General features: G+C 74.1%; 14 protein-coding genes. 7 read left to right on the top strand and 7 right to left on the bottom strand.

What is annotated here, in order from left to right; translation table 11 throughout:
* Positions 1-62 precede the first annotated feature (62 nt).
* The 5 genes from ACIGG8_RS16970 (at position 63) to ACIGG8_RS16950 (ending at position 14,735) form a co-directional block, all read left to right on the top strand.
* On the top strand, positions 63-920 hold the full coding sequence (locus tag ACIGG8_RS16970; protein WP_396548780.1) for a sterol desaturase family protein: 858 nt from the start codon (positions 63-65) through the stop codon (positions 918-920).
* 73 nt (positions 921-993) lie between these two features.
* A complete protein-coding gene (locus ACIGG8_RS16965; protein WP_396548778.1) occupies positions 994-10,236 on the top strand; it encodes an amino acid adenylation domain-containing protein in 9,243 nt (3,080 codons plus the stop codon).
* A complete protein-coding gene (locus ACIGG8_RS16960; protein WP_396548776.1) occupies positions 10,223-11,992 on the top strand; it encodes a phytoene desaturase family protein in 1,770 nt (589 codons plus the stop codon). Before ACIGG8_RS16965 ends, ACIGG8_RS16960 begins: the two co-directional genes overlap by 14 nt.
* 26 nt (positions 11,993-12,018) lie before the next feature.
* Positions 12,019-13,683: a phytoene desaturase family protein gene (locus ACIGG8_RS16955; RefSeq protein ID WP_396548933.1), complete on the top strand. Its 1,665-nt coding sequence runs from the start codon at positions 12,019-12,021 to the stop codon at positions 13,681-13,683.
* Positions 13,680-14,735 carry an MDR family NADP-dependent oxidoreductase gene (locus ACIGG8_RS16950; RefSeq protein ID WP_396548774.1) on the top strand — a complete coding sequence of 352 codons (1,056 nt, stop codon included), beginning with the start codon at positions 13,680-13,682 and terminating at the stop codon, positions 14,733-14,735. The genes ACIGG8_RS16955 and ACIGG8_RS16950 overlap by 4 nt, the downstream gene beginning before the upstream one ends.
* Before the next feature lie 322 nt (positions 14,736-15,057).
* Here ACIGG8_RS16950 and ACIGG8_RS16945 read toward each other — a convergent pair whose 3' ends face one another.
* Both ACIGG8_RS16945 and ACIGG8_RS16940 read right to left on the bottom strand, forming a co-directional pair.
* Positions 15,058-16,275 carry a pyridoxal-phosphate dependent enzyme gene (locus ACIGG8_RS16945; RefSeq protein WP_396548772.1) on the bottom strand — a complete coding sequence of 406 codons (1,218 nt, stop codon included), beginning with the start codon at positions 16,273-16,275 and terminating at the stop codon, positions 15,058-15,060.
* A gap of 124 nt (positions 16,276-16,399) precedes the next feature.
* Positions 16,400-16,954, bottom strand: coding sequence for a YceI family protein (locus ACIGG8_RS16940; protein ID WP_396548770.1), 555 nt, complete (start codon positions 16,952-16,954; stop codon positions 16,400-16,402).
* A gap of 166 nt (positions 16,955-17,120) precedes the next feature.
* Between ACIGG8_RS16940 and ACIGG8_RS16935 the strand changes: the two genes are divergently transcribed.
* On the top strand, positions 17,121-17,423 hold the full coding sequence (locus tag ACIGG8_RS16935) for a hypothetical protein (RefSeq protein ID WP_396548768.1): 303 nt from the start codon (positions 17,121-17,123) through the stop codon (positions 17,421-17,423).
* 42 nt (positions 17,424-17,465) lie between these two features.
* On the opposite strand, the gene ACIGG8_RS16930 is transcribed toward ACIGG8_RS16935, so the two are convergent.
* Together ACIGG8_RS16930 and ACIGG8_RS16925 are read right to left on the bottom strand one after the other, a co-directional pair.
* Positions 17,466-18,077 (bottom strand): hypothetical protein, encoded by a 612-nt coding sequence (locus ACIGG8_RS16930; protein ID WP_396548766.1) that lies wholly within the window; start codon positions 18,075-18,077, stop codon positions 17,466-17,468.
* A gap of 56 nt (positions 18,078-18,133) precedes the next feature.
* On the bottom strand, positions 18,134-20,950 hold the full coding sequence (locus tag ACIGG8_RS16925; protein ID WP_396548764.1) for a penicillin acylase family protein: 2,817 nt from the start codon (positions 20,948-20,950) through the stop codon (positions 18,134-18,136).
* A 221-nt stretch (positions 20,951-21,171) separates the two neighbouring features.
* Here ACIGG8_RS16925 and ACIGG8_RS16920 point away from each other — a divergent pair, with 221 nt between their 5' ends.
* Entirely contained in the window at positions 21,172-22,485 is a 1,314-nt protein-coding gene (locus ACIGG8_RS16920) for an SUKH-4 family immunity protein (protein WP_396548762.1), read from the top strand.
* Positions 22,486-22,507: 22 nt separating this feature from the next.
* Here ACIGG8_RS16920 and ACIGG8_RS16915 read toward each other — a convergent pair whose 3' ends face one another.
* The 3 genes from ACIGG8_RS16915 to ACIGG8_RS16905 all read right to left on the bottom strand — a co-directional run bounded on the left by ACIGG8_RS16915 (position 22,508) and on the right by ACIGG8_RS16905 (position 24,978).
* Entirely contained in the window at positions 22,508-23,377 is an 870-nt protein-coding gene (locus ACIGG8_RS16915) for an N-acetylglucosamine kinase (RefSeq protein WP_396548760.1), read from the bottom strand.
* A gap of 43 nt (positions 23,378-23,420) precedes the next feature.
* A complete protein-coding gene (locus ACIGG8_RS16910; protein WP_396548758.1) occupies positions 23,421-24,017 on the bottom strand; it encodes a DUF1349 domain-containing protein in 597 nt (198 codons plus the stop codon).
* Between the two features lie 274 nt (positions 24,018-24,291).
* Positions 24,292-24,978 (bottom strand): macro domain-containing protein, encoded by a 687-nt coding sequence (locus ACIGG8_RS16905; protein ID WP_396548756.1) that lies wholly within the window; start codon positions 24,976-24,978, stop codon positions 24,292-24,294.
* Between the last annotated feature and the right edge of the window lie 238 nt (positions 24,979-25,216).

The raw sequence follows: 25,216 nt of genomic DNA, 5'->3' as shown, positions 1-25,216 counted from the left end.
CATCGGCTCCCGCTAGAGTCGTGGACGAATCCAGTCGTTAGTCCGCGAAGAACGGGGGGCGCGTGCTGTACGCCATCGCACGCCGGCTCGCCCATCCGCTCCTGCTCCTGGGCGTTCTCTGCACCGCCGTCGCCACCCTGCACCTCCACTGGGCGCCGGACCGGGTCTCCCCGCTCGTCCTGGTGGCCGTCATCGGATACCTGGCGGTGCTGGAGCGGGTGATCCCGTACCGGACCGACTGGCACCCGACGCGTCGCGAACTCGGCTGGTACAGCGTCTACTTCGTGCTGAGCATGGTCGGCGGTGCGCTGGCCCAGGGCGTGGTGACCGCGCTGGTCGAACTGCTCGGCCCGGCGCACCCGGCGCTCCCCTTCGCGGTGGAGATCCCGCTCGCGCTGCTGGTCGGCTCGCTCGGTGACTACCTCGTGCACCGCTGGTCGCACCACAACCGGTGGCTCTGGCGGCTGCACGGCGTGCACCACGTCCCGGAGAAGGTGAACGTCGCGAACAATGGCGTGAATCATTTCCTGGACGTCTTCTTCGCACAGTCCGTCGTCCAACTCTCATTGGCTCTGATCGGGTTCTCCGCGGATTCAGTGTTCGTGGTCGGAATATTCGTTCTGGCGCAGGGGTATTTCGTCCACGCGAACATCGACGTCCACCTCGGCCCGCTCGGTCACGTCCTGGCCGGACCGGAACTCCACCGCCTGCACCACAGCACCGACCTCGCCGAAGCCGGCCACTACTCCTCCGACCTCTCGCTGTGGGACCACGTGTTCGGGAGCTTCACCTGGCGGCCCGGCCGCGTGCCCACCGCCGTCGGCCTCACCGATCCCGCGGCGTTCCCCACGACCGGCGAGCTCGGCGCCAGCCTGCTCCACCCCTGGCGCCGGGCGAAGACCACCGAGCAGTCCGTCTGAGCCCGGTCCGCGCAGCCGCCCCTCGCCCGTGCCCCGGCGCCGCCCCAGCATCCATCACCCTCCGGATTGGACCATGACCTCCTCGCCCTCCGCCGCGCCCCGCGAACCGATCGCGATCACCGGTATCGGCTGCCGCCTACCGGGACACGCCAACGACCACCGGACCTACTGGCGCAACCTGATCGAGGGCCGGGACTGTCTTACCGACACGCCCGCCGACCGGTACGACACCGGAACCCTGGGCAGCCGGGACCGGGCCAAGCCGGGGCGGCTGATCGGCGGCCGTGGCGGCTACATCGATGGCTTCGACACCTTCGACCCGGACTTCTTCGGCATCAGCCCGCGCGAGGCCGAACACATGGACCCGCAGCAGCGCAAGCTCCTGGAGGTCAGCTGGGAGGCCCTGGAGGACGGCGGCCTGCGCCCCGGCGAGCTGGCCGGCCGCGAAGTGGGCGTCTACATGGGCGCCTTCACCCTCGACTGGAAGATCCTGCAGTTCGCCGACCTCGACTTCGCCACCATCGCCGCGCACACCGCCACCGGCACCATGATGACGATGGTCTCCAACCGGATCTCGCACTGCTTCGACTTCCGCGGCCCCAGCGTCTCGATCGACACCGCGTGCAGCTCCTCCCTGGTCGCGGTCCACCTGGCCTGCCAGAGCCTGCTCCGCGGCGAGACCGAACTCGCCCTGGCCGGCGGCGCGTTGCTGCACATGGCGCCGCAGTACACGATCGCCGAGACCAAGGGCGGCTTCCTCTCCGCGGACGGCCGGTCGCGCGCCTTCGACGCCTCCGCCGACGGCTACGTACGGTCCGAGGGCGTCGGCGTGGTCGTACTCAAGCGGCTCTCCGACGCCCGGCGCGACGGGGACCCGGTGCACGCGGTGATCCTCGGCAGCGGCGTCAACCAGGACGGCCGCACCAACGGCATCACCGTCCCCAACGCGGACGCGCAGGTCACCCTGGTCGAGCGGGTCTGCGCCGAGGCCGGCGTGCTGCCCGGCAGCCTGCAGTACGTCGAGGCGCACGGCACCTCCACCCCGGTCGGGGACCCGATCGAGGCCGCCGCGCTCGGCCGGGTGCTCGGCGTCGGCCGCCGCACCGGGGACCGCTGCTACGTCGGCTCGGTCAAGACCAACATCGGGCACACCGAGGCCGCCGCCGGCGTCGCCGGGCTGATCAAGACCGCGCTGGCCCTCAAGCACGGCCGCATCCCGCCGCACCTCAACCTGGAGCGGCCCAACCCCGGCATCGACCTGGCCGCACTGCCCTTCGAGATCCCGACCGAAGCGGTCGACTGGCCCGAGCACCGCGGCCCGGCCCGCGCGGGCGTCAACTCCTTCGGCTTCGGCGGCACCAACGCGCACGTCCTGCTGGAGGAGCCGCCCCGCCCCGGGCCCGCCGCACCGGTCGCGGAGCCGGCGTGCACCGTCCTGCCGCTGAGCACCAAGGACGCCGCCGGACTGCCCGAACTCGCCGCCGCCGTACGGCAGGAGCTCGCCGCCGGGGCCTCCCTCGCCGACCTCGGCCACACCCTGGCGCACCGCCGCCAGCACCTGCCCGAGCGGCTGGCCGTCGCGTACGGCTCCCGGCAGGACCTGGACGAGGCACTGGCCGCCTGCGAGCGCGGCGAGGAGCACCCGCGGGTGGCCCGGGGCCGCGCCCGGGAGCGCGGACAGCGGCGCCTGGCCTGGGTGTTCACCGGCATGGGCCCGCAGTGGTGGGGGATGGGCCGGGGCCTGTACGAGAGCGAACCGGTCTACCGCGAGGCCGTGCTGGCCGTCGACCAGGAGATCCGCGAGCAGGCCGGGTGGTCGCTGCTGGCGGAGCTGGAACGGGACGAGGCGGACTCCCGGATGGCCGAGACCTGGCTGGCCCAGCCCGCCAACTTCGCCGTCCAGGTCGGGCTCTCGGCGCTCTGGCGCAGCCACGGTCTGCGCCCCGATGCGGTGGTGGGCCACAGCACCGGCGAGGTCGCCGCCTTCCACGAGGCCGGGGTGTACGACCTGGCCGACGCCGTCCGGGTGGTGCTGGCCCGCAGCCGGCTCCAGCAGCGGCTGGCCGGCACCGGCAGCATGCTCGCGGTCGGCCTGCCGGAGGCGGAGGCGGAGCGCCGGATCCGGCCGTACCGCACCCGGATCTCGCTCGGGGCGGTCAACAGCCCGTCCGCGGTGACCCTGGCGGGGGACACCGAAGCCCTCGGTGAGGTGGCCGAGGAGCTGAAGCGGCAGGGCGTGTTCGCCCGGCTCCTGGACGTCGAAGTCCCGTACCACAGCGTGCGGATGGACCCGATCCGGGACGAGCTGATCGCCGCGCTCGCCGCCCTCAAGCCGCAGGAGGCGCGGCTGCCGCTCTACCTGACCGCGCGGGAGGGGCTCGCCCGCGGTCCGGAGCTGGACGGCGGGTACTGGTGGGAGAACGTCCGCAACCCGGTCCGGTTCCGGGCCGCCGTCGAGCGGATGGCCGAGGACGGGCACGCCCTGTTCCTGGAGCTGGGCCCGCACCCGGTGCTCGGGCACGCGATCCGTGAGTGCGCCGAGCAGGCGCACACCCTGCCGTCGATCCGCCGCCGCCAGGACGAGCCCGAGCGCCTCGCCCGCAGCCTGGCCGAACTGCACACCCTCGGCGTCGAGTTCAGCTGGCAGGCGCTGCACCCGGCAGGGCGGCCGGTGCCGCTGCCGGGCTACCCGTGGCGGCGCGACCGGTACTGGGTCGAGCCCGCGGCGGTCGCGCAGGTCCGGCTCGGCCGGGTCGACCACCCGCTGCTCGGACGCCGCACCGCGAGCGCCCAGCCCGGCTGGACCACCGCGCTCGACCCCGAACGGCTGCCGTACCTGACCGACCACCGGATCGAGGGCCAGGTGGTCTTCCCGGCCGCCGGGTACCTGGAGATGGCCGCCCAGGCCGTCCGCGCCCTGACCGGCGGCACCGAGGTGGTGCTGGCCGAGGTCGAGCTCAACCGGGCGCTCTTCCTCTCCGAGACCGAGCCCGTCACCGTCCAGCTCGGCTACGCGCCCGAGGACGCCCGCTTCAGCATCGCCGCCACCCCGGCCGGCGGCGAGCCCACCGTGCACGCCTGCGGCCGCGTCCGCACCGGCCAGCGGCGCTCGTACGGGCCCGCGCTGGACGTCTCGACGCCGGACGCCCACGGGCAGCACCTCGACGGACCGGAGTGCTACCGGCGGCTGGCCGAGCGCGGCTACGACTACGGGCCCGCATTCCGGGCCGTCGAGCAGGTCTGGGCGGGCCCCGGCGAGGCACTGGCCCGGATCCGGCCGACCGCCGGACTCGGCCCCGACGCGGCCGACCACCACCTGCACCCGGTGCTGCTGGACGCCTGCTTCCAGACCCTGCTCACCACCACGCTGCACACGCCCGAGGGCGGCAGCGTCCGCCTGCCGGTCGCCATCGAGGAGGTCCGGCTCGACGAGATCGGCGACCGGCCCCTGTGGGCGCACGCCACCGTCACCCGGGACAGCGGCGACGAACTCGTCGGCGACATCGCCCTGTACGCCGAGCACGGCACCCCGCTCGGCCGGATCACCGGCTTCCGGGTCGCCGATGTCGCCCAGGCCCCGGCCTCGGTCGGCCTGGCCACCATCGACGGCTGGCTCACCGAGGTCGCCTGGGTGGAGGCACCCGCCCCGGCCGCCGAGGAGGCCACCGGTGACCTGCTGCTCTTCGCCGACGGCGGCGGCCTCGCCGAGCGGCTGGCCGCACTCGCCGCCGAACGCGGCGCCCGCTGCCACCTCGTCCGCCCCGGCCCCGAGTTCCGGTACGCCGAGGGGCACTCGACCGTACGCCCCGACTCCGCCGAGGACGTCCGGCGACTGCTCGCCGCCCTGGAGCCCGGCTACGACACCGTCGTCCACCTCTGGAACCTCGACCTGCCCGCGCTCGACGCCACCACGGCCGACCGGCTCGACGGCCTCGCCACCCTCGGCGCCTACTCCCTGATCGCCCTCGCCCAGGCGCTGCCCGAGGCCCGCCCGGACGGCCGGCTGCACATTGTCACTCAGGGCACCCAGCCCGCCGCCCCCGGCGACCGGGTCGAGCCACTGGGCGCCCCCGCCTGGGGCATCGGACGGGTGCTGTGGCAGCAGGAACTCGTCGCCCAGCGCGGCAGCCTGATCGACCTCGACCCGGCCGTCGCCGCGACCGACCAGGCCGGGGCGCTGCTCGCCGAACTCGCCGCCCGGGACGAGCAGGAGATCGCGCTGCGGGCCGGCGGCCGCCTGACCAGCCGACTGCGGCAGGCCGAGGGCCTCACCCGGCCGCTCCCGCCGGTCCTGCGCCCCGACGGCAGCTACCTGGTCACCGGTGCCTTCGGCGCCCTCGGCCGGCTGCTGTGCCGCACCCTGGTCAAGCGCGGCGCCCGGCGGCTGATCCTGGTCGGCCGCACCGCCCTGCCCGAGCGCTCCCGCTGGGCGCACACCGACCCGGACACCCCCGCCGGGGAGCGGATCGCCTTCCTGCGCGAACTCCAGGGGCTCGGCGCCGAACCCCTGCTCGCCCCGGTGGACGTCACCGACGAGGGAGCCCTCGCCGCCTGGCTCGCCGACTACCGGGAGCGCCAACGCCCGCCGATCCGCGGCGTGTTCCACCTCGCCGGGCAGGTCAAGGACACCCTGCTGGCACAGATGGACCGGCCGTCCTTCGACGCCGGCTACGCCCCCAAGGTCGCCGGCGGCCACCTGCTGCACCGGCTGCTGCGCGACGAACCGCTCGACCACTTCGTGCTGTTCGCCTCCGTCGCCTCCCTGCTCACCACCGCCGGGCAGACCAACTACGCGGCCGGCAACGCCTTCCTGGACGCCCTCGCGCACCACCGCCGGGCCGACGGCCTGCCCGCGCTCAGCCTGGACTGGGGCCCCTGGGCCACCGGCATGATCGAGGAGCTGGGCCTGGTCGCCCACTACCGCGACGCCCGCGGCATGAGCTCGCTGCCGCCGGACGCCGGGACGGCCGTCCTGGAGCGCGTCCTCGGGCAGGACCGCGCCCAGCTGCTGGTCGCCACCGTGGTCGACTGGCCGACCTTCCTCGCCTGGTACCCGGCGCCCCCGCCGCTGGTCGCCGACCTCGCGGCGAGCGCCGCCGAGCAGGCCCCGGCCGAGACCGGCGGCTTCCTGGACGCCTACCGGGCGGCCGACCCGCAGACCCGGCGCGCGCTGGTCACCGAGCGGTTCACCGCCGCCGCGGCGGCCGTGCTGCGGATCGGCGCCGAGCGGATCGACACCGACACCCGGCTCGGCGCGCACGGCCTGGACTCGCTGCTCGCCATGGAGCTGCGCGCCCGGGTGCACGGCGAGCTGGGCGTCGCCCTGCCCGTGGTGGCCCTGCTCAGTAACGGCACCGTCGGAGACCTGGCCGACCTGCTCACCGCGGGCCTCGCCGAGCGGCTCGACACCGACGGCGACGCCGCCCGGGCCGAGGTCGACCTGCACACCGACGAGTCCCGCTACCCGCTCACCCACAACCAGCAGGCGCTCTGGTTCCTGCGCCAGCTGCACCCGGACGGCTTCGCGTACAACATCGGCGGCGCCGTCGAGGTGCGGGCGGTGCTCGACCCGGAGCTGGTCTTCGCCGCCTTCCGCCACCTCGTCGCCCGCCACCCCGGACTGCGCGCCGCGTTCACGGCGGAGGAGGGCCGGCCGGTCCAGCGCATCCGCGCGCAGGCCGAGGCCGACACCGGGCTGTTCGACGTCGAGGGCCGCCCGTGGGAGGAGATCCACGAGCTGATCGTCCGCGAGTACCGGCGGCCGTACGACCTCGCCGAGGACCCGCTGGTGCGGCTGCGGCTGTTCCGGCGCGGACCGGACCGCTGGGTGCTGATGAAGGCCGTCCACCACATCGTCTCGGACGCGATCTCCACCTTCACCTTCATCGAGGAGCTGTTCGAGGTCTACGAGGCGCTGCGTCAGGGCCGCACCCCCGACCTGCCCCCGGTCGCCGCCCGCTACCTGGACTTCCTCAACCACCAGAACCGCTTCCTGGCCGGGCCCGCCGCACAGCGGATGCTCGACTACTGGCGCGGCCACCTGCCCGCCGAGATGCCGGTGCTGGCGCTGCCGACCGACAAGCCCCGGCCGGCCGTGCAGACCCACAACGGCGCCTCCGAGTTCTTCCGGCTGGACGCCGAACTCACCGCCCGCGTCCACGAGCTGGCCCGCGCGCACAACGCCACCCCGTTCATGGTGCTGCTCAGCGCCTACTGCCTGCTGCTGCACCGCTGGTCCGGGCAGCCGGACATCGTGGTCGGCAGCCCGGTCACCGGCCGCACCCAGGAGGAGTTCGCCTCCGTCTACGGCTACTTCGTCAACCCGCTGCCGCTGCACGTGAGCCTGGCCGGGGAGCCGACCGTGGCCGAGCTGCTGGCCCGGGTGCGGGAGAGCGTGCTCGGCGGGCTCGACAACCAGGAGTACCCCTTCCCGCTGCTGGTCGAGCAGCTGGGGCTGCAGCACGACCCGAGCCGCTCCGCGGTGTTCCAGGCGATGTTCATCCTGCTCACCCACAAGGTCGCCGTGGAGCGCTTCGGCTACCGCCTGGAGTACATCGAACTCCCGGAGGAGGAAGGGCAGTTCGACCTGACACTGTCCGCCTACGAGGACCGCTCGGACGGCTGCTTCCACTGCGTCTTCAAGTACAACTCCGACCTCTTCGAGCCCGCCACCGTCCGGCGGCTCGCGGCGCACTACCGCAACCTGCTGGACGCCATGACCCGCGCCGCCGAGCGCGAGCCGGTCGGACGGCTGCGGATGCTGGACGCGGCCGAGCGCCGCGAGATCCTCACCGGCTTCAGCGGCGCCGAACGCCGGATCGACCACGACACCCCGCTGCCCGAACTGATCGCCAAGGCCGCGGCCGAGCACCCCGAGGCCGTCGCCGTGGTCGCGCCCGGCCGCGACGAGGTCCGGCGCCTCACCTACGGCGAACTGGACCGGCGCTCCCGGCGCGCGGCCCGGCGGCTGCGCGAACTGGGCGTCGGCGAGGGCTCGGTGGTGGCCGTCTGCCTGGACAAGTCACCCGAGCTGATCACCACCCTGCTGGCGATCTGGCGGGCCGGCGCCGCGTACCTCCCGCTCGACCCCGGGCACCCGGCGGACCGGCTGGCGTACCAGGTGGCCGACGCCCGGGCCGAGCTGGTCGTGGTCGACCAGCGCTGCCCGCTGCCCGCCGAACTGTCCGCCCGGCCGGTCACCCTGGAGGAACTGGAGCGGCCCGCCGCGGCCGCGGGGCCGCTGCCCGCCGCCGACCCCGACCGGGCCGCCTACGTCATCCACACCTCGGGCTCCACCGGCCGCCCCAAGGGCGTCCGGGTCGACCACCGCAACCTGGCCGCCGTCACCGCCGGCTGGCGCGCCGAGTACCGGCTGGACACCGAGGCCCGGGTGCACCTGCAGATGGCCGGGACGGCCTTCGACGTCTTCTCCGGCGACCTCGCCCGGGCGCTCGGCACCGGCGGCACCCTCGTCCTGGTCGACCGCGAACTGCTCTTCGACACCGCCCGGCTGCACCGGGTCATGCGCGAAGAAGCCGTGGACTGCGGGGAGTTCGTGCCCGCCGTGGCCCGCGCACTGCTGACCCACTGCGAACGCGACGGGCTGCGACTGGACTTCCTGAAGCTGGTCGTCGTCGGCTCCGACTCCTGGAAGGCGGCGGAGCACCGCCGGCTGCGCGCCCTGTGCGGCGAGCGGACCCGGCTGGTCAACTCCTACGGGCTGACCGAGGCCACCGTCGACAGCACCTACTACGAGGGCGCGGCCGAGGAGCTGGAGCCCGGCCGGATGGTGCCGATCGGCCGCCCCTTCCCGAACAGCGCGCTGTACATCCTCGACCCGTACGGCGAGCCGGTCCCGGCGGGCGTGCCCGGCGAGCTGTGGATCGGCGGCGCGGGCGTCGCCGCCGGCTACCCCAACGACCCGGAGCAGACCGCCGAGCGCTTCACCACCCTGGAGCTGGACGGCCGGCCCGTACGCCTCTACCGCACCGGCGACCTCGGCCACTGGGACACCGCCGGCACCGCGCACCTGCTCGGCCGGATCGACAACCAGGTCAAGGTCCGCGGCCACCGGATCGAACCGGGCGAGATCGAGGCCCACCTCACCGCCCGCCCCGAACTCGCCCAGGCCTGCGTGGCGGTGCGCCAGGACTCCTCCGGCGAGACCGTGCTGGCCGCCTACGTCGTGCCCGCCGAGGGCACGGTGCTGGACCGCCGCGAACTGCGCCGCCACCTGGCCGAGCACCTGCCCACCGTGATGATCCCCTCCTACCTCACCGAGCTGCCCGCCCTGCCGCTCACCCCGAACGGCAAGGTCGACCTCGCCGCCCTGCCGGAGCCGAAGGCCGACACCGGCGGCGCCCGGCACGAACCGCCCGTCACCCTCTACGAGACCCGGGTCGCCGAGCACTGGCGCACCCTGCTCGGCCTGGAGGAGGTCGGCCTGCAGCACGACTTCTTCGAACTCGGCGGCAGCTCGATCCGGCTCATCGAGCTGATCCACCACCTCCAGACCGAGTTCAACATCGGCATCCCGGTCGGCCTGCTGTTCAAGGTCACCACCCTGCACGGCATGGCCCGCACGATCGAGCAGATCATCACCGGCGAGGTGGCCGGCGGCCAGCCCCACCTCTGGTTCAACGCCGGGGCCACCGGCGGCCGGACGGTCTTCTGCTTCCCGCCCGCCGGCGGCCACGGCCTGGTCTACCGGCAGCTCGCCGCCCACCTGCCCGAGCACCGGATCGCCGCCTTCAACTACCTGACCGGCGACGACAAGACCGCCCGCTACGCCGACCTGGTCGAGGAACTGGACCCGTCCGGCCCGCACGTCCTGCTCGGCTACTCGCTCGGCGGCAACCTCGCCTTCGAAGTGGCCAAGGAGCTGGAACGCCGGGGCCGGACGGTCGGTTCGGTGCTGCTGGTGGACGCCTACCGGGTCCTGGACGCCTTCGACCTCGGCGAGGAGCACGTGGCCGTCTTCGAACGCGAACTCCACGAGCACCTGCACCGCCACACCGGCTCGCGAATCGTCGCCCGCGAGACCCTCGAACAGGCCCGGGACTACCTGGAGTTCTGCAGCCGCACCCCCAACACCGGCACCGTGCGCGCCCAGCTCGACGTGGTCTGCGAGCGCGAGCGGCTGGGCGTGCACGTCGGCGGGGAGGACGGCTCCTGGCACGGCGCCTCCACCACCGGCACCGCCGTGTACGCCGGCCACGGCAGCCACGCCGAGATGCTCGACGGCGAGCACGCCGCCCGCAACGCCGAACTGGCGGGTGCCATCCTGGCCGGAGGCACCGCCGATGGCCGCGGCTGACCGCGGACCGGACTGGTCCACGAGGGAGCGGGCCCCCGGCGGCCCGCCCCGGGTCATCGTGATCGGGGCCGGCCTGGCCGGCCTCGCCACCGGCTGCTACGCGCAGATGAGCGGCCTGGAGACCCGGATCTTCGAGAAGCACGTCCTGCCCGGCGGCTGCTGCACCGCCTGGTCCCGGCAGGGCTACCTGTTCGACTACTGCATCGACTGGCTGATCGGCACCGCCGAGGGCACCGGCGCGCACCAGGTCTGGAGCGAACTCGGCGCCCTCGACGGCAAGTCGGTGACCCGCTTCGACACCTTCAACCGGGTCGTCGACGAACACGGCCGCGCCGTCACCTTCTACGGCGACCCGGACCGGCTGGAACGCCACCTGCTGGCCCTCGCCCCCGGCGACGCCGGGCCGATCCGGGCCTTCTGCCGGGACCTGCGCCGCTTCGCCGCGATCGACCTGCCCTGGGAGCTCACCCCGCCACCGCTGCGCACCACGGCGGAGCGGCTGCGCACCCTGCGCACCGTCCTGCCCGCCTTCCGGCTGTTCTGGCGCACCGCGACCACCCCGATGAGCGGCTTCGCGGAACGCTTCCAGGACCCGCTGCTGCGCCGGGCCTTCCCCAACATGTTCCTGCAGGAGCCCGCGGGCTTCCCGCTGCTGCCGTACCTGTACACGCTGGCCGCCGCGCACAACGGCAACGCGGGCTTCCCGCAGGGCGGTTCGCTGGGGCTGGCGCGCTCGGTGGAGGAGCGGTACACCGGGCTCGGCGGGGTGATCGGCTACCGCTGCCGGGTGGAGCGGATCCTGGTCGAGGAAGGGCGCGCCGTCGGCGTCGAACTTCGCGACGGGTCACGGCACTTCGCCGACCACGTGGTCGCCGCCTGCGACGGCCCGACGGTCCTGGACCGGCTGCTGGAGGGCCGCTACTCCAGCCCCGCCACCGACCTGCTCTACGGCGAACTGCTCGACAAGCCGGGCAACCTGTACCCGGCCGTGGTCTCGGCCTTCGTCGGCGTCGACGGCCCGCTGCCCGAGGGCGAGCCGCACAGCACCACCTACCTGCTGGCGCCCGAGGAGGGCGCCCGGCTGCCCGGCTCGCTGCAGCACAGCCTGGTGGTGCAGCTGCGCTCGTCCTACGCGGACGGCTTCGCACCGCCCGGCAAGTCGGTGCTGCACTGCACCTACTTCAGCGACTACCGCTCCTGGAAGGACCTGAGGGTCCGGGACCGCAAGGCGTACCGGGCGCGCAAGCAGGAGGTCGCCGCGTTCGTCCGGGGCTTCCTGGAGCGGACCCACCCCGGCCTCGCCGGGCGGATCGAACTGGTCGACGTGGCCTCGCCGGTGACCACCGAGCGCTTCACCGGCAACACCTACGGCAGCATCCTCGCCTGGCAGGCCTTCTCCGAGGCCGAGGACGCCGCCAACCGGCTGGTCAACCGGGACCGGATGCGGCTGCCGGGCCTCAGCGGGTTCTCCATGGCCGGGCAGTGGACGGCGCTCGGCGGGCTGATCCGGGCCGCCACCAGCGGCCGGTTCGCCGCGCAGTACCTCTGCCGGGAACTCGGCCGGCCGTTCCGGGCCTGGCCCAGCGACAACCGGGAGCCCTGGCACCCGGGCAAGTGGGGCAGCCTGCCGCAACTCGACCGGGCCACCGTGGGAGCGCCGGACGCGGGGCTGCCCGAGGCGGTCGGGCCCGAGGCGGTGGTGCCCGAGGCGGTCGTGCCGGAAGCGGAGGCGGCGGAAGTGGGAGTTGCGGAGTGAGCGGGACGACGGCCGACAGGCGGACCATGGTCATCATCGGCGCCGGGCTCGGCGGCCTGTCCACCGGCTGCTACGCGCAGATGAACGGCTACCGCACCCGGATCCTGGAGATGCACGAGATCCCCGGCGGCTGCTGCACCGGCTGGGAGCGCGGCGAGTTCACCTTCGACTGCTGCGTCAGCTGGCTGCTGGGCAGCGGGCCGGGCAACGAGATGCACCGGATCTGGCTGGAGCTCGGCGCCCTGCAGGGCAAGCGGATGCGCAACTTCGACGTGTTCAACGTGGTGCGCGCCCGGGACGGCCGGGCGGTCTACTTCTACTCCGACCCGGACCGGCTGGAGGCCCACCTGCTGGAGCTGGCGCCCGAGGACACCCGGCAGATCAGGCAGTTCTGCGCGGGGCTGCGCAAGTTCCGCCTGGCGCTGGCCCGTTACCCCTTCCTCAAGCCCGTCGGACTGATGGGACGGCGCGAGCGGTGGCGGATGCTCGCCTCCTTCCTGCCGTACTTCAACGTGATCCGGCGCTCGATCACGGTGCTGATGAGCGACTACTCGGCGCGGTTCCGGAGCCCGCTGCTGCGCGAGGCGTTCAACTTCGTCCTGTACGAGAAGCACCCCAACTTCCCGGTGCTGCCGACGTACTTCCAACTCGCCTCGCACGCGGGGCAGTCGGCCGGGGTGCCGGAGGGCGGCTCGCTCGGCCTGGCGCACTCGGTCGAGCAGCGCTACCGGCGGCTCGGCGGCGAGATCACGTACAACGCCAAGGTGACCGAGATCCTGGTCGAGCGGGACCGGGCGGTCGGGGTGCGGCTGAGCGACGGCCGGGAGGTGCGGGCGGACATCGTGGTGGCGGCCTGCGACGGCCGGACGACCGTGCTGGACCTGCTCAAGGGCCGCTACCTGAACGACACCTACCGCCGGCTGTACACCCGGACCATCACCGAGCCCGGCATGGTCTTCCCCGGCTACCTGACCGTCTTCCTCGGCCTGCGCCGCCCCTTCCCGGCCGGCGACCCGTGCACCACCTACCTGCTGGAGGACGACGTCGCCGCCCGCCTCACCGGGATCCGGCACCCCAGCATCAACGTCCAGTTCCGCAGCCGCCACTACCCGGAGCTGTCCCCGGCCGGGACCACCGTGGTCTACGCCAGCTACTTCTGCGACATCGCCCCCTGGCGCGCGCTGAGCACCGGCCCGGAGCAGACGCCCCGGCTGCGGCGCGGCGAGGAACTGCACACCCTGCCGGTCGGCCGGGGCCGGGAGTACCAGCGGGAGAAGCGCCGGGTGCGGGACGCGGTGATCGACTTCCTGGACGGCCACCACCCGGGCCTCCGGGACGCGGTGGCCGTGCGGGACGTCTCCACCCCGCTCACCCAGGTCCGTTACACCGGCAACTACGACGGCACGGTGCTGGGCTGGCAGCCCTTCGTGGAGAGCGGCGAGACCCTGGAGGAGGAGATCAAGCGCAACGGGCCGGGGCTGCCGGGCCTGGAGAACTTCTACCTCTCCGGCGTGTGGGCGACCACCGGCGGCCTGATCCGGGCGGCGGCGGCCGGGCGGCACGTCGTCCAGTTCATCTGCCGGGACGACGGCCGGCCGTTCGCCGCCGAGGTGGACGACAGCGCGCCGCCGCCCACCCTGCTCATCGACCCGGTCGGACCCGTCGAGCGCCAGTTTGGAGTGACCTCGTGAGGATCGAGAAGTGGACCGTCCGGGAGCACCTGGAGGGCGTGCCGGACATCGAGCGGATGTACCGCAAGGTCGTGGAGGACGTGGACGTCCGGCTCGCCGAGGACGAGATGCTGCTGCGCACCCGGTACGTCTCGGTCGACCCGTACCTGCAGGGCATCGCGCTGGACACCCCGATCGGCGACCACATGGGCGCCGACTCGATCATGGAGGTGCTGGAGGCCGGGCCGGCCGCGCGGTTCGCGGTCGGCGACCTGGTGCAGGGGTTCGGCGGCTGGCGCAGCCACGTGATCGGCAACGGGGCGCCGAGGCTCTGGCAGACCGGCACCTTCCCGATGGTCTTCCCGGCCTTCCGCCGACTGGACCCCGGGGACTACGACGAGGTGCTGCCGCTGTCCACCGCGCTGGGCGTCCTGGGCGGGCCGGGCATGACGGCCTGGGGGACGGTGGAGAAGTTCCTGGACGTGCGCCCCGGATCGACCGTGCTGGTCAGCGGGGCCTCCGGGGCCGTCGGTTCGCTGGTCGGGCAGCTGGCCAGGCACCGGGGCGCGCGGGTGATCGGCACCACGGCGACGCCGGAGAAGGCCGAGCAGCTGTGGGAGCTGGGCTTCGACGGGGTGGTGCTGTACCGCGACGGCGACGCGCCCGAACGGCTGGCGAAGGAGCTCGCCGAGCTGGCCCCGGACGGTGTCGACCGCTACTTCGACAGCCTCGGCGGGGTGTTGACCGACGTGGTCTTCGGGATGCTCGCGGTGGAGAGCCGGGTGGCGGTCTGCTGGCAGTGGGGGAGCCAGGTCGGCGGTGACTGGGCGGGGCCCCGGCTGCTGCCGATGATCATGTACCCGCGCACGACGATCCGCGGCATCTTCTCCCTGGAGTGGTTCACCGAGGAGAACTGGGCGGCGCTGCGGCGGGACTTCGGCGCGCTGGTCCGCGGCGGGGAGTTGAGCTACCAGCAGACCGTGCACCGGGGTTTCGAGAGCATCCCCGCCGCGTACCGCAGCCTCTACGTGGACCGCTCGGCGAGCCGGGGGAAGGTGCTGGTGGAGCTCTGAGCGGCGGCCCCGGCGCTCCGGGCAGTGTTCGCTGCCGTGTTCCGGCGCAGTGTCTCGAAGTCTCGAAGCAGTGTTCCGGTGTAGTGGTTGAGGGCGGACCGCGGCGTTCACCGCCTGCCTGCAGGAGCGCGGGCTGACCGGGATCCAGCAGAGCCTGCAGCCGGCGAGCCGGCTGGGCACCTTCCACCTGATCGAGAACGGGCTGAACCTGGGGCTGTTCCTGGTGTCCCTGGCCGTGACCTGGTGGCTGGTGCGCCGGGCCCGCACCACGGTGTAGCGGGGCGCGGGCCCGGGGGGCCGCCGGTGGCCCGGCGGGGAGGTCCTAGCCGGTGATTCCGGCGGCCCGCAGGCGGCGGAGGACGGCGTCCCACTCCGGGGTGACGGGCTCGGTCCGGCGGCTGCCGACGCCCAGGTCCTTGAAGCCGGTGGAGGTCGACACGCACACCACCGGTCCGTCCGACAGGTCCGGCTCGCCGAGGCTGCGCAGCCCGGCCAGGCCGGCCGCGGCGGACAGCTCGGTCCACAGGCCGGCGCGGGCCAGCTCGCGCTGGGCGTCGGCGAGGCGGCCGTCGTCCAGGGTCAGTGCCCGGCCGCCGCTCTCCCGGACCGCGACCACCCCGCGGTAGCCGCTCACCGGGGAGGCGATCGAGTAGGCGTTGCTCGGACCGACCGTCACCTTGGCGGCCGGGAGGCCCTGCTCGACGGCCCGGGCCAGCGGCCCGGAGGCCGCCGCCTCGCAGGAGTGGATGCGCGGCACCCGGTCGGTCAGGCCCAGGCGGCGCAGCTCGGCGAAGCCCTTCCAGACGCCGAAGAGCAGCTCGCCGTACCCGGTGGGCACGAACACCGCGCTGGGCACGCCGACGTCCTGGAAGATCTCGTACGCGACGGTCTTGTAGCCCTCGGGGCCGTACGCGTGCCCGGTGTGGGTTGTGGTCAGGTTGCTGACCGGGTGCAGGCCGAGCCGGTCGACCACCTGGCGCAGCAGCGGCCAGCGCGCCTCCCACGGCACCGGGAGCACCACCGCGCCGTACGCGTTGAGGAAGGCGTCGACGTTCGGCGGGACGTCGGGGCCGGTGAACACGACGCAGCGCAGCCCGGCGCGGGCGGCGTAGGCCGCGGCCGAGGCGCCGTGGTTGCCGGAGGAGGCGACCGCGATGCCGGGCGCGCCGACGCCCACGGCGGCGCCGGCGGTGCAGCGGTTCAGCCGGTCCTTGTGGCTCCAGGTGGGGTTGCGCGACTCGTCCTTGACGTACACCCCGGGCTCGATCTCGACCAGCGGCGTGGCGCCCTCGCCCAGGCCCGGCGCGAGCAGCGGCGGCAGCAGCGGGGCCCACCGCTCCAGGCCGCCGCGGGTCGCGACGGGGGCGAACAGGCTCGCCGGGTCGGCCTTGTCGTAGGCGTAGTCGACCTCGACGGGGTAGGAGACGTCCTCGGTGCCGGTGCCCGGGCAGCCCGCGGTGAGCGGGGGCCAGAGCGGGTAGTCGAGGTCGGGGTCGCCGAGGGAGCGCTGGCCGGTCGCGAGCGAGTCTGTTGTTGCCATGTCAGGAGACTAACCGGGCGGTGGGCGTCCGGTCCGGCGGTTTCCGGGCTCCCGCCCTGGGGTCTGCGGGCTGCCGCCCCGGGGCCGGCGGGCTCCCGGCGGAGCCGCCGGGCACCCGCGGCGGTCACTGGTTCTGGCGGACCGCGGAGATGTCGAACTCCAGGACCACCTTGTCGCCGACCAGGACGCCGCCGCCCTCCAGCGCCGCGTTCCAGGTGACGCCGAACTCCTTGCGGCTGATGGTCAGCGAGCCCTCCAGGCCCACCCGCAGGTTGCCGTACGGGTCGACGGCGTTGCCGGTGTACTCGAAGTCGACGGTGACCGCCTTGGTGACGTCCTTGATGGTGAGGTCCCCGGTGACCCGGTAGTCGGTGTCGGACTTCTGCTCGACCCTGGTGGTGCGGAAGGTGATGTCCGGGAAGTTCGGCGCGTCCAGGAAGTCGTTGGTGCGCAGGTGCTGGTCGCGCTGCTCGACGCCGGTGTCGATGCTCTCGGCCTTGATCACCAGCTGGGCGGTCGAGCGGGTCGGGTCCGCGCCGTCGAGGTGGGCGGTGCCCTCGAACCGTTGGAACGCGCCGCGGACCTTGGTCACCATGGCGTGCCGGGCGACGAAGCCGATCCGGGTGTGGGCGGGATCGAGGACGTAGTCGCCGGTGAGGTCGGAGAGGGTGGCGGGCATGGTCGGTGTGCCTCCTGGTACGGGTGTCGGCCCCCGGCCCGGGGGTGGCCGGGCGGTCCCCGGACCACGCTAGGGGCACTCCCCGGGCGTCGCCCGTCGGATTGGGCCTCTGCGGGGCGGGGGAGGGATGGGACGTAGGAGGAGTCGGGACGACCAGGGAGCCGGGATGGACAGCGGGATCGGGACCGTGATCGAGGCGGTCCGGGCGGCGAGGACGAAGATCCGGGAGGACGCGCTGCCGATGGCCCGGGAGAGCGGGCGGGAGCCGGTGCCGGCGGCGGAGGAAGCGACGCTGCTGCGTGCGATCGCCGAACTGCTCGACACTGTGGGCGAGTTGGTCGACTCGACCGCCGGGCGGCTGACCACCGGTGCCACTCGGACGACGTACATGGTGGCGCGCCGGCGGATTCGCGACGAGGCGAACAATCTGAAGGGGGACGCGGAGGTGGCCGCCGCCCGGGTGAAGTGACGGCCGCCGGGGTCCCGTGGGGCGTCGGCGGCCGTCCGGAGGTCACGAGGCGGTGAGCAGGAGGGCGACCAGGCGGCCGTCAGCGTCACGGCCCTCGAAGCAGCCCGCCGACTCGGCGCTGACCGGGAGGGCCAGGACGTTGGCGCCGGTGCGCTCGTCCACCGTGACGTCGACCCAGACGGGCAGGCGGCCTTCCTCGTCGGGGGTGGCGAGCCCGGACTCGACGTGCGCCACGAAGGCGTCGAGGTCCGGGTAGGCGTCCGGGCGCGGGCCGTCGAACCGCAGGGCGTCCATCGCGGTGGAGTCCCAGAGGAAGCCGAGGTCGGGCCCCATCGGCTGGTAGTCCTCGATGGCGTCCTCGAACTCGGCCTCCGCGATGACCTCGGGGTCGGCGAAGGGTATGAGCACCATGGTGACGTTCGCCGACTCCTTCCCGCTCTCCGGGTCCTGCCACCGCCGCGCCCCGACGTGCACGGGGTGGCTGCCGGCCGGAATCTCGTCGCAGGCGGACCACTCCGACGCGTCGGGGCTGCTGAAGACGAGCGACGAGGTGACCGTCAGGTCCGCGATGCGGTGGAACTCCTGCGGGCGGTCACCCATGTCCTCGTCGGTGAATTCCTCGGCCAGCCGGTGCAACAACGTTTCGATGTTCATGCCGGTCATGATGGCAGCCCCCGCCGACAGTCCGGCGGGGGCTGCCGTCCGGCGGCTCAGCGGTGGGCGGGGAACTGCACCACCTGCTGGTAGGTCGGGCGGTTCTGCCAGGTGGTCTTGGCGTCCGTCACGCCGCCCAGCGGGCGCTGGATGACGGTGTCGGCGCACCACTGGTCGCCGGCCGAGCAGTCCGGGTCGCCCGGGTAGACCTGGGCTGGGGTCTGGGCGGCGGCGCGCTTGAGGGTGTCGAGCAGGACGTTCCGGCAGGCGGTGAGGTCGCCGCCGCCGCAGAACGGGCGGGCGAGCGGGCCCTTGACCTGGTCGCCGAGGACGGCGCGCAGGTCCTTGTCGAGGTAGCTCCACCAGCCGTACTGGAAGGACGAACCCTTGTGCGGGATGCCCTCGTTGGCGCTCACCGGGCCGCCGCCGGGGCCGGTCTGCCCGCCGGAGGGCGACTCGTTGATCTGCAGGGCGCCGGTCAGCGCGCCGAACAGCTGGTCGCCGAGGCCGGGCCGCATGACGCCCTCGGCGACCAGCGGCCACCAGGCGTCCAGCACCCGGATCGCGGTCGCGTCCGCGTAGGTGTGGCTGCCAGGCGAGGTCTCCTTCCGCCGGGCGCCGTCGGCGAGCCAGGTCTCCAGTTGCTGCAGGGCGGTGAGGGTGGCCGGGTCGGTGACCGGCGCGCTGCGCAGCACCCGGATCAGGTCGGGCAGCACGTCCTCGGCCCGCAGGTCGGCGAGCGCGGCGCTCTCCATGGCCTGGGTGAGGGAGACCCGGCTGACCTTGCCGCCGCCCTGCAGCAGCGCCTTGACCCGGTCGTCGAGCAGGTTGCCGCGGTGCACCGAGCCGTTGCCGAAGCCGGCCGAGGTGTAGCCGTTCGCCTGCTTGTTGTTCCAGGAGACGTAGTAGTCCTGGTCGACGGACTGCGGATGCTCGGCCGCCGGAGTGTACCGGGCGGTGTTGGCGGTGGGGTCGAAGTCCGCCCATTCGTAGGCGGGTTCGGCGCGGACGGGCAGTCCGGCGTCGACGCCCGGGGCGCGCACCGGGTTGCTGCCGGAGTTGTAGTACGCGATGTCGCGGGAGTCGGCGTAGAACCAGTTGAAGGTGTAGTCGATGTCCTGCGCGGCCCGCTGGAAGCTCGCCGCGTCGTGCACCGCGCCGGGGTCGTTGAGCTCCTGGAAGCCGATGATGGATTCGGCCTCGTGGCGGTAGGTGGAGCGCAGTGAGGTGAAGGCGACGGGTGCGCCGCCGACCGTGCCGCGCGCGGTGACCAGGCCGTACTTCGAGCGGTACATCACCAGGGTGTAGGAGCCGGCCGCGGTGGAGTCCGCGGTGGTCGGGTTCCAGGCGTTCTTGCGTTCCAGCCGGTCGAGGGGCACGCACTGGCCGTGCCAGAGGTAGGCGTTCGAGGCGGTGGTGACCGGCGAGCCGTCGGTGGTGCAGAGCGGGACGGCGTAGCTGTCGGTGATGTCCTGGCCGGCCGAGGTGGCGCTCCAGGCGTAGTCCTGGCCGCGGCCGAGCTGCACGTAGAAGCTCAGGCCGGCGAAGGCGGCCCCGCGCGCGCTGATCCCCGGGCCCTGGATCTCCTCCAGCATCAGCAGCTGCGGGGCGAAGTAGCCGGTCTGCGGGCCGAACACGGCGACGGGGTGGCCGTCGTCGGTGTGCGCGCCGGAGACCAGCAGGGCGTTGGACATGCCGTGCTTGGCGGTGAGCAGGTTGCCGGGCAGGACGCCGTTCGCCTGCGTGGCGGCGGTGTTCGCGGAGCCGGTGCCGTCGTAGATCATCCGCTCGGGCACCACGGAGCCGGGGTCGGGCAGTGCCTCGCCCTGCGGCCGGTCGGGGACGGTCGCGTACGGGAAGCTCTGCCCGTCGTGCAGGGTCTGGACGGCCTCGGGGTCGTCGGACTCGCGCAGCGACTTCCAGAGCGCGTCCCCGGCGTCCTTGCCGTAGCGGGCCTCGGCGGCCGACTTGACCTGGGCGGAGGCGAGTTCGTTGCCTCCGCCGGAGCCGAACAGGGCGCCGACCACGGAGGCGAGGGCGACCAGGTCGGTCAGTTTGAACGGCTCGATCGACCCGGCGTTGGTGATCGGGTCGATGTGCCCGGTCAGGTCGTACTCGCCGGGGAAGGTGCGGGCGTTGTAGGACTCCTTGGCGTACTGGTTGATGCCGTCGAGGTAGGCGTTGGCGTCGGCGAGGGCCTGGGTGGCCCGGCCGCCGCGGGCGGCGATGGCGTCGATCTGCTGCTGCAGTTCGGCCTCGGTGTACGGCGCGGCCTGCCAGAAGCTCTGCTCCAGCTGGCGGTTGGCGGCGGCACCGCCGGCGAAGCCGGACAGCTGGCCGCGGCCGACGTGCCGGAAGAGGTCCATCACCCACAGCCGGTCCTGGCCGGCGGCGTAGCCCGCGCCGAACTCGGTGCCGTAGCGGGTGGTGCCGGTGATGTGCGGGACGCCGGTGGCCTTGTCGCGCACGATGGTGACGTCCGGGCGGGGGTTGGTGGTGCTCGCGACCTGGTCGGCGGGGACGCCGAAGGAGGCGTCGTTGAAGAAGTCGCGGAGCTTGGCCTCGGTGAGGCCGGGGTAGCCGGAGGCGAGCGCGGCGTAGGGGCCGAGCTGGTCGTCGGTGTGGGCGGGGCGGGTGCCGAACATCCGGTTGAGCAGGATGTCGGCGAGGGTGGCGTTGCCGTTCTCGCCGGGCGGCAGGATGTCGGCGCAGTGGCCGCCGCAGTAGTCGCCGGCGGCGGCGCTCGGCGCGGTGGGGGCGGCGGCCGCGGTGGGGACGGCGGTCAGGACGGCGGTGACGAGCAGGGCCGACGCGAGTGCGGCGGCCGCCTGGGATCGGAAGGGGTGTCGGAGGGGGTGGGGGCGTAGGCGCAAGGCGGACTCCTCCGTCGAAGCCACGGGAGCTCGACGGTAGGGGCGCTACTGGCCGGTTGGCTAGTGGCGTGCATGCCATTTCATGTGGCACGCCGCGGAGTTGACGCCTCCCGGGCCTGGGCGGCCGGTGCGTTCGGGCCGGTTGTCGGTGGTGTCGGCTAGGGTCGGTCGCGTCGAGGCAGGATCGTCCGTCGGAACGGCGGGGGAGGGGGCGAGCGGGCATGAGCGCGGAGCCGTACGTCGGGGTGGAGCCGGATGCGGTGGCGGTGCAGGACGCCGGCGCGGCGGGGGACGTCGGCGCGGCGACGGGGGTCCCGGTGCCGGAGGGCTTCGGGCCCCGGGAGCTGCCCGCCGGGCTCACCCACGGGCCGAGCCGGGAGCGGCTGGCCGCCGGGGGCCTGCCCCGCGCCTTCGCCCACCTGGACCTGACCGCGTCGTGGCACGAGCCCATGGCGACGGCCGCGACGTGGTACGACGGGCTTCGGGAGGACGGTGCCGAGGCTCTGGTCGTGCTCGGCGAGACGACGTACCGCGACGCGTTCGGCGACGCCCTCGCCGATGTACTGCTCGACGGGGCCACCGGCGAGGTGTACCTGGCCTGCCGGGACGACTCCGGTGCCCTGAAGCGGGACTTGCTCGCCACCGGCCTGGACCCGCTGGTCGCGCTGATGATCGAGGTCGAGGCCGTCACGGCGGGTGCCGACGAGCCGTACGAGCCCGAGGAAGGCGAGGAGGAGGAGCCGCGCGGCCCGGCGGCGGTCGCCGAGGCCGCCAGGATCTCCCTGGAGCGGATGCGCGCGGCCGATCCGGAGCTGTTCCGGCGGACCGACGGCCGGCCGGCGCACTGGGAGACGGCCATGCGGGTCCGGGCGCTCGCCTGGGGGGCACTGCCCGGCGAGGCCGGCGGCCTGCGGTACGCGGTCGACGCGTCCCTGGTCGAGGAGCTCGCGGCGCTCACCGACGGCACCGTCCAGCGCTTCGAGGAGTCGGACCTGCCCGCGGCGCTCGCCCACGCCCCCACGCGGCGGCTGCTCACCGGGATCGGCCTGCCGGTCTCCGACCGGGGGGTGTTCCGGATCGACGCGGTGGGGCCGCTGTACACGATGGCGGAGATCTTCCCGGACCTCTACGACCCCGATGACCCCGAGTACGGCGCGGAGCACCGCCGCGACCACCAGGGCGAGTTCCTGGCCCTCGCCGACTGGCCGTACGAGTTCACCGTCGCGCTGGACGGTGCCACCGGCCGGGTCGAACTCCCGGCCTGGTTCGACGACGGCGAGCCCGCCGCGTACCTCCACCGGGACGTCTCGGCCCTGCTCTACGTGGTCTGGACGTACGAGCGCCTGCGCGCCGACCGGCGCCGCTGGGGCGGTCGGTACGCACCGGTGCCCTGGGAGGTCTTCCACCCGAGCGAGCTGCTGGACGCCGCGGCGGAGGAGGCCCTGCGCAGGCTGGACCCGGAGGCCTTCGCGTCCGACACGCACTTCTGGCCGATCCGGGTCGACGACGGCCACATGGGGGGCCTGTTGGAGTAACGGCGGGCGGCGGGCGGCCTGATCAGGGGGCCGGCCGGGCGAGCAGGGCGGCGGCGGTGGCCGCGTCGGTGGCCGGCAGCAGCGGGGCGAGGTCGGCGAGGCCGTGGAGCAGGTGCTGCCGGATCGGGCCCGGTGCGGTGGCCACCGAGCCGGTCAGGACGAGCGGTTCGGCGGGCACGGCGGTCGCCCGGACCAGCGCGGCCAGGTGGTCGGCCGCGGCGCGGGCGATGGCGAGGGCGTCGGCGTCGCCGGCATCGGACAGCCGGGAGACCAGCGGGGCGAGGTCGGCGAGCCGGCGCGGCGGGCCGTCGTAGGCCCAGCGCAGCAGCCGGTCGGGGGAGTCGGCGGCGCAGTGGGCGCGCACGGCGGTGCCGAGCGGGCCGTCCGGGTCGGCGTGGGCGTGCCGGAGCGCCTCCCGGCCGAGCCAGAACCCGCCGCCCTCGTCGCCGAGCAGCCAGCCGAGTCCGCCGCTGCGGGCGAGCGTGCGGGTGCCGTCGAGGCGGACGCAGATCGCGCCCGTCCCGGCGATCAGCACGGTGCCCCGGCCGTCGGCGACGCCGCCGCAGGCCAGGGCGGGGACGGTGTCCGGGACGAGCCGGACCGGGCAGCGGAGGCCGAGCGCGGTGCGGACCAGCCCGGCGAAGCCGTCCGGGTCGGGCAGCGCCCGGTACCCGGCGAGGCCGACCAGGCAGGCCGCGACCCGGGCCGGGTCGAGCGGCCCGAGCGCGGCCGACACCGCGGCGGCCAGCTGGTCGACGGCGCCGGCCCGGGCCTGCCCGGCGGGGTTGGCGCCGCCGCTCTCGCCCCGGCCGAGCGGCGTGCCGGAGGTGTCGAGGACGACGGCGCGGGTGCGGCTGCCGCCCGCGTCGACACCGAGGCGGAGGGTGGTCATGGGGCGGCTCCGGTGGGTGGGCGTGCCCTGGGTCGATCAGCCGTCAGTCTGCCAGGTGCAGCGTCACGTCGGCCGGGCCCTGGGCGAAGCGGGTGAACCGGACCTGCAGGCCGTCCCGCTCGGGTGAGGCGCAGAACGGCCCGGCCGCCGCAGGTGCCGCCGGCGGGAGCGGGGCCAGCCGGACCAGGCGCCAGGGGCCGTCCTCGCAGCGGGCGCGGACCGTCACGGCGTCCCCGCTGCGGCTGGCTCTGACGGTCACCTCTCTGCCGTGCCACTCGGGCACGGGGGCGAGCGACCAGTCCGAGACGCCGCGGGTGACGACCGCGCCCAGGTGCGGGAGGCCGTCGCTCATCTCCACCCCGGCCTTGATCCAGGTCTGCGGGTCGACCCGGACCAGCAGGCCGGCCTGGTCGTAGAGGGCGCCGAAGTCGGCGACGAAGGTGACCTCGGTCGCGCTGCCCGGCGGGAAGCCGGTGAGCAGCGCGTGCCCGTCGTCGCGGACGAAGCCGTAGCCGGTGGTGCGCCAGAAGTCGCTGCGGCCGCGGGCGGTGACCAGGAGGTCGGTGCCGTCGGCCCGCGCCCGCTCGGGCTGGTTGAGCCAGCTGCCTTCGTGCCAGGCGATGTCGCGGGGCGGGTGCATGGGAGGCCTTCCTTCCGGTCTGCCAGCCGACGGCTGCAGGGGGCTGCAGGTGGCTGCAAGGGCTTTCAGAAAGGGCCATTCAACACCCGCCCGGGTGGACTTGGGGAGGTTTGTCAGGGCAACAACACGGGAGGGATCGGGGCGTCCTCCTTACGCTTCGGAACCCCGGCCGGGCGGGCGGCCGCGGGCGGTACGGAGCGGGCCGTGCGCCGGGCGGTCGGCGCGAACTGACAGACCGTCAGCACGGCTCGGATGGCGGATCGTCAGCGCCTCCTCAGGACCTGCGCCCCGGGGTGCTGCGGCGTGCGGGCGGCGTGATGCGGACCCGCTCGGTGACGGGTGCCCGCTCGATGTCGTCCAGCTGGGCGAGGACGGTGGCGCGCAGGCCGTCGTCGTCCTCGAAGTGGTGGTCGTTGAAGAGGGTGTAGCCCGTCCACATCAGGTTGGCGCAGACCCGGGCCGGCACCCGCCCGGTCTGGGCACCCATGCCGACCAGTGCGACCGACCGGATGGAACCCGGCTCCAGCCGGTTCTGCCGGTGGACCGCCTGGAAGGCGGCGGCACAGGCCAGTGCCACGTTCAGCGTCTCGCTCACGTTCTGCGAGGAGGTCTGCATCGTCGGGGCCGAGATCAGGAAGCGCGGGCTGACGGCCCCGGACGGCACGCACACCGCGCTGCCGACCGGGAGCGAGCCGGCGTGCAGCGCGCGGATCGCCCGCTGCACCCGCAGCTGGATGCCGGCGCCCAGGTGGCGCTTGATCGCGGCGTCCGTCCCGCCGTCCATCCGGCCGCGGGAGTTGGTGGGGCTGACCCAGGCGTCGACCTCGGTGGCCAGGATCGAGGCGTTGCGGATCTCCACGCCGGGGGTGTCGGCGAAGGCCGACCGCCACGACTCGACCACCGTCGCGTTGAGGTCGGTCAACACCACCTTGAGCGGCGACTGCGCGCGGTCCGTGGTCATGCTGGGGCTCCTGTCGGTCGGGGGTGGTTCCTGCTGACGTCCATGAAGCTAGCCCGCGGCACTGACAGTCCGTCGGTGCCCGCCGGCCGCGGCCGGGGCCGGCGTCCGGCAGGCCGGACCGCGGGCGGCCGCCGACCCGGACCGCGGGCGGCCGCCGACCCGGACCGCCGCCGTCCGGCGGCCCGGACTGTCGGTGCCCGCTGGTAGGACTGTGGTGTCCGCCAGGGAAACCGACTGG

Source organism: Kitasatospora sp. NPDC085464, from assembly GCF_044541955.1.
GTDB lineage: Bacteria > Actinomycetota > Actinomycetes > Streptomycetales > Streptomycetaceae > Kitasatospora.
This window is presented reverse-complemented; position numbering and strand designations above follow the sequence as displayed.